Source organism: Pseudomonas silensiensis, assembly GCF_050434865.1.
In the GTDB taxonomy this organism is placed as follows: Bacteria; Pseudomonadota; Gammaproteobacteria; order Pseudomonadales; family Pseudomonadaceae; genus Aquipseudomonas; species Aquipseudomonas fluorescens_W.
The window spans coordinates 92,410-98,864 of record NZ_JBNDJH010000030.1 but is presented as its reverse complement, the minus strand read 5'-3'; the positions used below and the strand labels follow the sequence as shown (position 1 = coordinate 98,864).

At 53.4% G+C, this 6,455-nt stretch carries 8 protein-coding genes and 4 tRNA genes; all 12 read left to right on the top strand.

Annotated features, from left to right (window positions below):
- Nucleotides 1-176 precede the first annotated feature (176 nt).
- The 12 genes from birA (at nt 177) to rplA (ending at nt 6,357) form a co-directional block, all read left to right on the top strand.
- Nucleotides 177-1,136 (top strand): bifunctional biotin--[acetyl-CoA-carboxylase] ligase/biotin operon repressor BirA, encoded by a 960-nt coding sequence (gene birA / locus QF010_RS30320; protein WP_033059470.1) that lies wholly within the window; start codon nt 177-179, stop codon nt 1,134-1,136.
- Nucleotides 1,126-1,875 carry a pantothenate kinase gene (locus QF010_RS30315; protein WP_033059469.1) on the top strand — a complete coding sequence of 250 codons (750 nt, stop codon included), beginning with the start codon at nt 1,126-1,128 and terminating at the stop codon, nt 1,873-1,875. Before birA ends, QF010_RS30315 begins: the two co-directional genes overlap by 11 nt.
- A 7-nt stretch (nt 1,876-1,882) precedes the next feature.
- A complete protein-coding gene (locus QF010_RS30310; RefSeq protein WP_033059468.1) occupies nt 1,883-2,323 on the top strand; it encodes a hypothetical protein in 441 nt (146 codons plus the stop codon).
- Nucleotides 2,324-2,465: 142 nt separating this feature from the next.
- A tRNA-Tyr gene (locus QF010_RS30305) sits at nt 2,466-2,550 on the top strand.
- Nucleotides 2,551-2,573: 23 nt separating this feature from the next.
- A tRNA-Gly gene (locus QF010_RS30300) sits at nt 2,574-2,647 on the top strand.
- A gap of 26 nt (nt 2,648-2,673) precedes the next feature.
- A tRNA-Thr gene (locus tag QF010_RS30295) sits at nt 2,674-2,749 on the top strand.
- Nucleotides 2,750-2,833: 84 nt separating this feature from the next.
- Nucleotides 2,834-4,027: an elongation factor Tu gene (tuf, locus tag QF010_RS30290; protein WP_019693885.1), complete on the top strand. Its 1,194-nt coding sequence runs from the start codon at nt 2,834-2,836 to the stop codon at nt 4,025-4,027.
- Between the two features lie 53 nt (nt 4,028-4,080).
- A tRNA-Trp gene (locus QF010_RS30285) sits at nt 4,081-4,156 on the top strand.
- Between the two features lie 45 nt (nt 4,157-4,201).
- Entirely contained in the window at nt 4,202-4,570 is a 369-nt protein-coding gene (gene secE / locus QF010_RS30280) for a preprotein translocase subunit SecE (RefSeq protein ID WP_007896620.1), read from the top strand.
- Nucleotides 4,571-4,579: 9 nt separating this feature from the next.
- Nucleotides 4,580-5,113 carry a transcription termination/antitermination protein NusG gene (nusG, locus tag QF010_RS30275; RefSeq protein WP_007896622.1) on the top strand — a complete coding sequence of 178 codons (534 nt, stop codon included), beginning with the start codon at nt 4,580-4,582 and terminating at the stop codon, nt 5,111-5,113.
- 117 nt (nt 5,114-5,230) lie between these two features.
- Nucleotides 5,231-5,662, top strand: coding sequence for a 50S ribosomal protein L11 (gene rplK, locus QF010_RS30270; protein ID WP_003210097.1), 432 nt, complete (start codon nt 5,231-5,233; stop codon nt 5,660-5,662).
- The gene (rplA, locus tag QF010_RS30265; RefSeq protein WP_007896626.1) at nt 5,662-6,357 is read left to right on the top strand and encodes a 50S ribosomal protein L1; all 696 of its coding nucleotides are present in this window, start codon (nt 5,662-5,664) and stop codon (nt 6,355-6,357) included. Before rplK ends, rplA begins: the two co-directional genes overlap by 1 nt.
- The last annotated feature ends 98 nt before the right edge of the window (nt 6,358-6,455 follow it).

The following is a 6,455-nucleotide window of genomic DNA, read 5'->3' as shown; positions in this document are numbered from 1 at the left end:
TAGTGTGGGGTTTCCCCATGTGAGAGTAGGTCATCGTCAAGATTAAATTCCGAAACCCCTATCTGCGTATGCAGGTAGGGGTTTTGTTTTGCCCGCAGAAAACTGCCCTGTAGGGTTTCTATGCAATGGCGCGAGGCATGGCTATCATGCGGGCCTCATTGTGAGGCGAGACTTGCATGCTGACATTGTTAAAGCTTCTTAAAGATGGCCGATTCCATTCGGGTCAGGCCTTGGGCGTCGCCTTGGGTGTCAGTCGTAGTGCCGTTTGGAAGCAGCTTCAGCATTTAGAAGCTGAGCTGGGATTATCCATTCATAAGGTGCGGGGGCGCGGCTATCAACTGGCTGCGCCATTGACGCTGCTTGATCCTGTCGAGATAAGAGAGCAGGCGCCTTCTTGTGATTGGCCTATCCTGGTTTTCGATTCAATTGACTCCACTAATGCCGAGGCTTTGCGCGCCGTAGAGCGAGGGCAGGCGGCACCCTTTCTGGTGCTTGCTGAGCGGCAAACTGCAGGTCGCGGCCGGCGTGGACGTAAGTGGGCAAGTCCATTCGCGGAAAACATTTATTACAGCCTCGTGCTGCGTATTGAAGGTGGAATGCGTCAGCTGGAAGGCTTGAGCCTAGTTGTCGGGCTCGCCGTCATGCAGGCCCTGCGCGAGCTTGGTATTTCGGGGGCTGGGTTGAAGTGGCCCAACGATGTTCTGGTCGGTCAGAAGAAGATCGCCGGGATATTGCTCGAGCTGGTGGGAGATCCTGCTGATGTGTGTCACGTTGTGCTGGGTGTAGGAATTAATGTGAACATGCAGATTACCGATGAGGTAGATCAGCAGTGGACGTCCATGCGGCTAGAGTCGGGCAAGGTGTTTGATCGAAATCACCTGGTCGGGGAGTTGGGTGCGACGCTCCAGGCATATCTGTCTCGTCATCAAGTCGACGGATTTTCAGCTATCCAGGCAGAGTGGGAGCAAAATCATCTCTGGCAGGGGCGGGCTGTGTCGTTGATCGCAGGTGTTAACCATATAGATGGCGAAGTGCTGGGTATTGATAGTCAAGGTGCTCTGCGCTTGAAGGTGGATGGTGTGGAAAAGGTCTTTAGTGGTGGTGAGCTCAGTCTGAGGTTGCGTGATGATTCTTGAGCTCGACTGCGGGAACAGTTTTATCAAGTGGCGTGTGCTCGACGCGGATGTTCGGCGGGTGGTTGGCGAGGGCGTCGTTGATTCGGATCTCGCTTTGTTGGAGGGCTTGAAAGCGCTGAAGGGACTCGCTCTCAAGTTTTGTCGGTTGGTCAGTGTCAGGACCGCCGAAGAAACCAGTGCACTGATTTCTCTGCTGACAGAAGCTTTTGGTGTGTCGGTGGTGTGTGCAGCGCCGTCCCGCGAAATGTCGGGGGTTCGTAATGGCTATGAGGAGTTTGAGCGGTTAGGGCTCGACCGTTGGCTGGCGATGCTTGGAGGATTCCATCTGGCTTCGGGTGCGTGCCTTGTGCTTGATTTTGGTACGGCTGTTACTGCGGACTTCATCTCTAAGGATGGAGAGCATCTCGGAGGATTTATATGCCCAGGTATGCCTCTGATGCGAAACCAATTGCGTACCCACACCCGTAGAATTCGTTATGGCGATCTAGCAGCCGAGCGCGCTCTGGAAAGTCTCGTTCCTGGTCGGACAACTGTCGAAGCGGTCGAGCGGGGTTGCTCGTTGATGCTGAGAGGCTTTGTCCTGACGCAGTTAGAGTTGGCGCGTAGCTATTGGGGGGGGGATTTTGCTGTGTTCCTCACTGGAGGAGATGCAGACCTGGTTTCCGAGATAGTGCCTGAGGCCAGGGTGATTCCTGATCTGGTGTTTGTAGGTTTGGCTATGGCGTGTCCCTTGTCCTGAGGTTTTTATGCGTTGGTTGTTTCTGCTGTTGCTTGTTCTCAATGTGTTCTATTACATCTGGCACCAGCAGGAGGCTCCTCTGCGCGCGAAGGATGTAACCCCTTTGAGCTTGTATAAGGGGGCACAGCAGGATATTCGCTTGTTGAGTGAGACGGCTGATGCGGCCCGTGATAAAGGAAAGTCTACGCAGGCAGATGATGGTTGCCTCTATCTGGGCGGTTTTACTCGTCAGGAAGCGGCTCAGGCTGTTGAGCGGCGATTGAGTGGTATGGAAATCAAGTTCGAGTCCTTGCTGAGGCCCCCTGCTGGGTCTGATGGTTACTGGGTGCGTGTGGCACCAGAAAGCCGGCGTTGGCTGGATGATTCGCAGCTGAAAAACCTTTCTAGAGAATTCAATGAGTTAAAACATAAAATAATGCCGTGCGAGGGGGTTGCACCCGCCGAATAGTTTGCATAGAATGGCGCCCGCTTCGCAGTGAAGACCTTTAATGGTTAACACCGCAAAGTGACGTCAACGCAGCTAACCTCAGGTTTTTAATGAGAAAATGCTTGACAGAAGGCTGGCATGATATAGAATGCCGGCTCGCTTAGGAGGGGTTCCCGAGCGGCCAAAGGGATCAGACTGTAAATCTGACGTCTACGACTTCGAAGGTTCGAATCCTTCCCCCTCCACCATTTTTAGCGAGAGCTGCAAGCTCGCGGGTATAGTTTAGTGGTAGAACCTCAGCCTTCCAAGCTGATGATGCGGGTTCGATTCCCGCTACCCGCTCCAAGTTTGCAGATCCTGCATAGCGTTACGCTCTTGTAGCTCAGTTGGTAGAGCACACCCTTGGTAAGGGTGAGGTCAGCGGTTCAAATCCGCTCAAGAGCTCCATATAACAAGGCAGATATGAAAATATCTGCCTTTGTTTTAATGGCTTGTTTGACCTGCTCAATTCTTCTCCTAGGGGTGATTTTGATGGCTAAGGAAAAGTTCGAACGTAATAAGCCTCACGTCAACGTAGGTACCATTGGTCACGTCGATCACGGTAAAACTACTCTGACTGCTGCTTTGACCCGCGTCTGCTCCGAAGTTTTCGGTTCGGCAAAGGTTGACTTCGACAAGATCGATAGCGCCCCTGAAGAAAAAGCTCGTGGTATTACCATCAACACCGCTCACGTTGAGTACGATTCGGCCGTGCGTCACTACGCACACGTTGACTGTCCAGGTCACGCTGACTACGTAAAAAACATGATTACCGGTGCTGCCCAGATGGATGGTGCGATTCTGGTTTGCTCGGCTGCTGATGGTCCGATGCCGCAAACCCGTGAGCACATCCTTCTGTCCCGCCAGGTTGGCGTTCCGTACATCGTTGTCTTCCTGAACAAGGCTGACATGGTTGATGATGCTGAGCTGCTGGAGCTGGTTGAGATGGAAGTGCGCGACCTGTTGAGTGCTTACGATTTCCCAGGTGATGACACTCCGATCATCATTGGTTCGGCGCTTATGGCGCTGAATGGTCAAGATGACAACGAGATGGGCACTACTGCCGTCAAGAAGTTGGTCGAGACGCTGGATAGCTACATTCCGCAGCCTGAGCGTGCTATTGATAAGCCGTTCCTGATGCCAATCGAGGATGTTTTCTCGATCTCCGGTCGCGGTACTGTTGTGACTGGTCGTGTTGAGCGTGGCATTGTCCGCATTCAGGAAGAAGTTGAGATTGTTGGTCTTCGTGACACTGTCAAAACTACTTGCACTGGTGTTGAGATGTTCCGCAAGCTGCTCGACGAAGGTCGTGCTGGCGAGAACTGCGGCGTATTGCTGCGTGGTACCAAGCGTGATGATGTTGAGCGTGGCCAAGTTTTGGTCAAGCCGGGCACTGTCAAGCCGCATACCAAGTTCACCGCTGAGGTTTACGTTCTGAGCAAGGAAGAGGGTGGTCGTCATACACCATTCTTCAAAGGCTACCGTCCACAGTTCTACTTCCGGACCACCGACGTGACCGGTAACTGCGAGCTGCCGGAAGGCGTTGAAATGGTGATGCCAGGTGATAACGTCCAAATGACGGTCACTCTGATCAAAACCATCGCAATGGAAGATGGTCTGCGTTTCGCCATTCGTGAAGGCGGTCGTACCGTCGGTGCTGGTGTCGTAGCTAAAGTCATCGAGTAAGTTGTTGTAATGTCTTTTTCGGGCCGGCATAATGGTCGGCCTGATTTTGTTTTAGGTCAGTAGCTCAATTGGCAGAGCGACGGTCTCCAAAACCGTAGGTTGGGGGTTCGATTCCCTCCTGACCTGCCAGATTCACTTGGTGTGTCTGGCTTTCTTTTCACAGGATCTTCATAGATGACTCCTAAAGCTGAAGCTCAAGGCTCTCGCTTCGATCTGCTCAAGTGGCTAGTAGTAGTTGCTTTGGTGGTTGTTGGCGTTGTTGGCAATCAGTATTACTCTGCTTCGCCGATCCTGTACCGCGTACTAGCTTTGCTCGTCATTGCTGCTGTAGCTGCCTTTGTAGGCCTGCAAACAGTCAAGGGCAAGTCTTTCTTTGTACTGGTTAAGGAAGCTCGCACCGAGATTCGTAAAGTCGTATGGCCAACTCGCCAAGAAACCACGCAGACCACGTTGATCGTTGTGGCTGTTGTGCTGGTTATGGCGTTGCTGTTGTGGGGGCTTGATTCCCTGCTCGGCTGGCTTGTTTCCTTGATTGTCGGCTAAGGGTGTCCCGTGGCTAAGCGTTGGTACGTTGTGCATGCTTACTCCGGTTACGAGAAGCATGTCATGCGCTCGTTGGTCGAGCGCGTAAAGCTGGCTGGCATGGAAGATGGCTTTGGCGAAATTCTGGTTCCCACTGAAGAAGTGGTTGAAATGCGTAATGGCCAGAAACGCAAAAGCGAGCGCAAGTTCTTCCCAGGTTATGTGCTGGTTCAGATGGACATGAATGAGGGTACTTGGCACTTGGTCAAGGATACTCCTCGGGTGATGGGTTTTATCGGAGGTACTGCTGATAAGCCTGCACCTATCACAGATAAAGAGGCGGAAGCGATTCTGCGTCGCGTTGCTGATGGTAGCGACAAGCCGAAGCCGAAGACGTTGTTCGAGCCGGGTGAGTCGGTACGTGTCAATGACGGTCCGTTTGCCGACTTTACTGGCACGGTCGAAGAAGTTAACTACGAGAAGAGCCGGATCCAAGTGGCAGTGCTCATTTTCGGTCGCTCTACTCCGGTAGAGCTAGAGTTCAGCCAGGTCGAAAAAGTCTAGCTGAACAAGCATCCCAACCCCGCAGCCCTAGGCTGTGGGGTTTTGTCGTCACTGGGATAAACGCGCAAGTAACCGGGGAGCCTTTCGAGGCGTTCGAACCCGTAATTGGAGTGCCTCATGGCCAAGAAGATTACCGCTTACATCAAGCTGCAAGTGAAGGCCGCTCAGGCTAACCCAAGCCCACCTGTTGGTCCTGCTCTGGGTCAGCACGGCGTGAACATCATGGAATTCTGCAAGGCTTTCAACGCCCGTACTCAGGGTATTGAGCCAGGTCTGCCGACTCCAGTGATCATCACTGTCTACAGCGACCGTAGCTTCACTTTCGAAACCAAATCCACACCTGCTTCGGTTCTGCTGAAGAAAGCTGCTGGTCTGACTAGCGGTTCCGCTCGTCCGAACACCGTTAAGGTTGGCACCGTTACCCGTGCTCAGCTGGAAGAAATCGCGAAAACCAAAAACGCGGATCTGACTGCAGCTGATATGGACGCGGCCGTGCGTACTATCGCCGGTTCTGCTCGTAGCATGGGCCTTAACGTGGAGGGTGTGTAATGGCTAAGTTGACCAAGCGTCAAAAGGCTATCGCCGGCAAAATCGAAGCAGGCAAGTCTTACAACTTTGTAGACGCTGCTGCTCTGCTGGCTGAGCTGTCGACCGTCAAGTTCAGCGAGTCGTTTGACGTTGCTGTAAACTTGGGTGTTGACCCGCGTAAATCCGACCAGGTCGTTCGTAGCGCTACTGTGCTGCCACACGGCACTGGCAAGACTGTTCGCGTTGCAGTGTTCACCCAGGGTCCAGCTGCTGAGGCCGCTTTGGCTGCCGGCGCTGACCGTGTAGGTATGGACGATCTGGCTGCCGAAATGAAAGGCGGCGACCTGAACTATGACGTAGTTATCGCATCCCCGGATGCAATGCGCGTTGTTGGTCAGTTGGGTCAGATCCTGGGCCCACGTGGCCTGATGCCTAACCCTAAAGTTGGCACCGTAACGCCAGACGTAGCTACCGCGGTTAAGAACGCCAAGGCTGGTCAGGTTCGTTATCGCACCGACAAAAACGGCATCATCCACACCTCCGTTGGCAAGGTTGGCTTCGACGCCGTCAAGCTGAAGGAAAACGTTGAAGCCCTGATCGCTGATCTGAAGCGTATCAAGCCAGCTTCCTCGAAAGGTATTTACGTCAAGCGCGTTACCCTGAGCACCACCATGGGTCCAGGCCTGGTCATCGACCAAGGTTCGCTCGACGCGTAAGACACAGGTTGGCGCAAGCGATTGCGCCAATTGAAAGATTGGGGTCCCTGCCTGGCGGGGGCTATCCAAGACCGTAGGCGACGCAAGTCTTAAACCTC

What these genes read in the sequence shown, in the direction of transcription:
- birA (WP_033059470.1), top strand. Translation starts at nt 177, where the DNA reads ATGCTGACATTGTTAAAGCTTCTTAAAGATGGCCGATTCCATTCGGGT.
- QF010_RS30315 (WP_033059469.1), top strand. Translation starts at nt 1,126, where the DNA reads ATGATTCTTGAGCTCGACTGCGGGAACAGTTTTATCAAGTGGCGTGTG.
- QF010_RS30310 (WP_033059468.1), top strand. Translation starts at nt 1,883, where the DNA reads ATGCGTTGGTTGTTTCTGCTGTTGCTTGTTCTCAATGTGTTCTATTAC.
- tuf (WP_019693885.1), top strand. Translation starts at nt 2,834, where the DNA reads ATGGCTAAGGAAAAGTTCGAACGTAATAAGCCTCACGTCAACGTAGGT.
- secE (WP_007896620.1), top strand. Translation starts at nt 4,202, where the DNA reads ATGACTCCTAAAGCTGAAGCTCAAGGCTCTCGCTTCGATCTGCTCAAG.
- rplK (WP_003210097.1), top strand. Translation starts at nt 5,231, where the DNA reads ATGGCCAAGAAGATTACCGCTTACATCAAGCTGCAAGTGAAGGCCGCT.
- rplA (WP_007896626.1), top strand. Translation starts at nt 5,662, where the DNA reads ATGGCTAAGTTGACCAAGCGTCAAAAGGCTATCGCCGGCAAAATCGAA.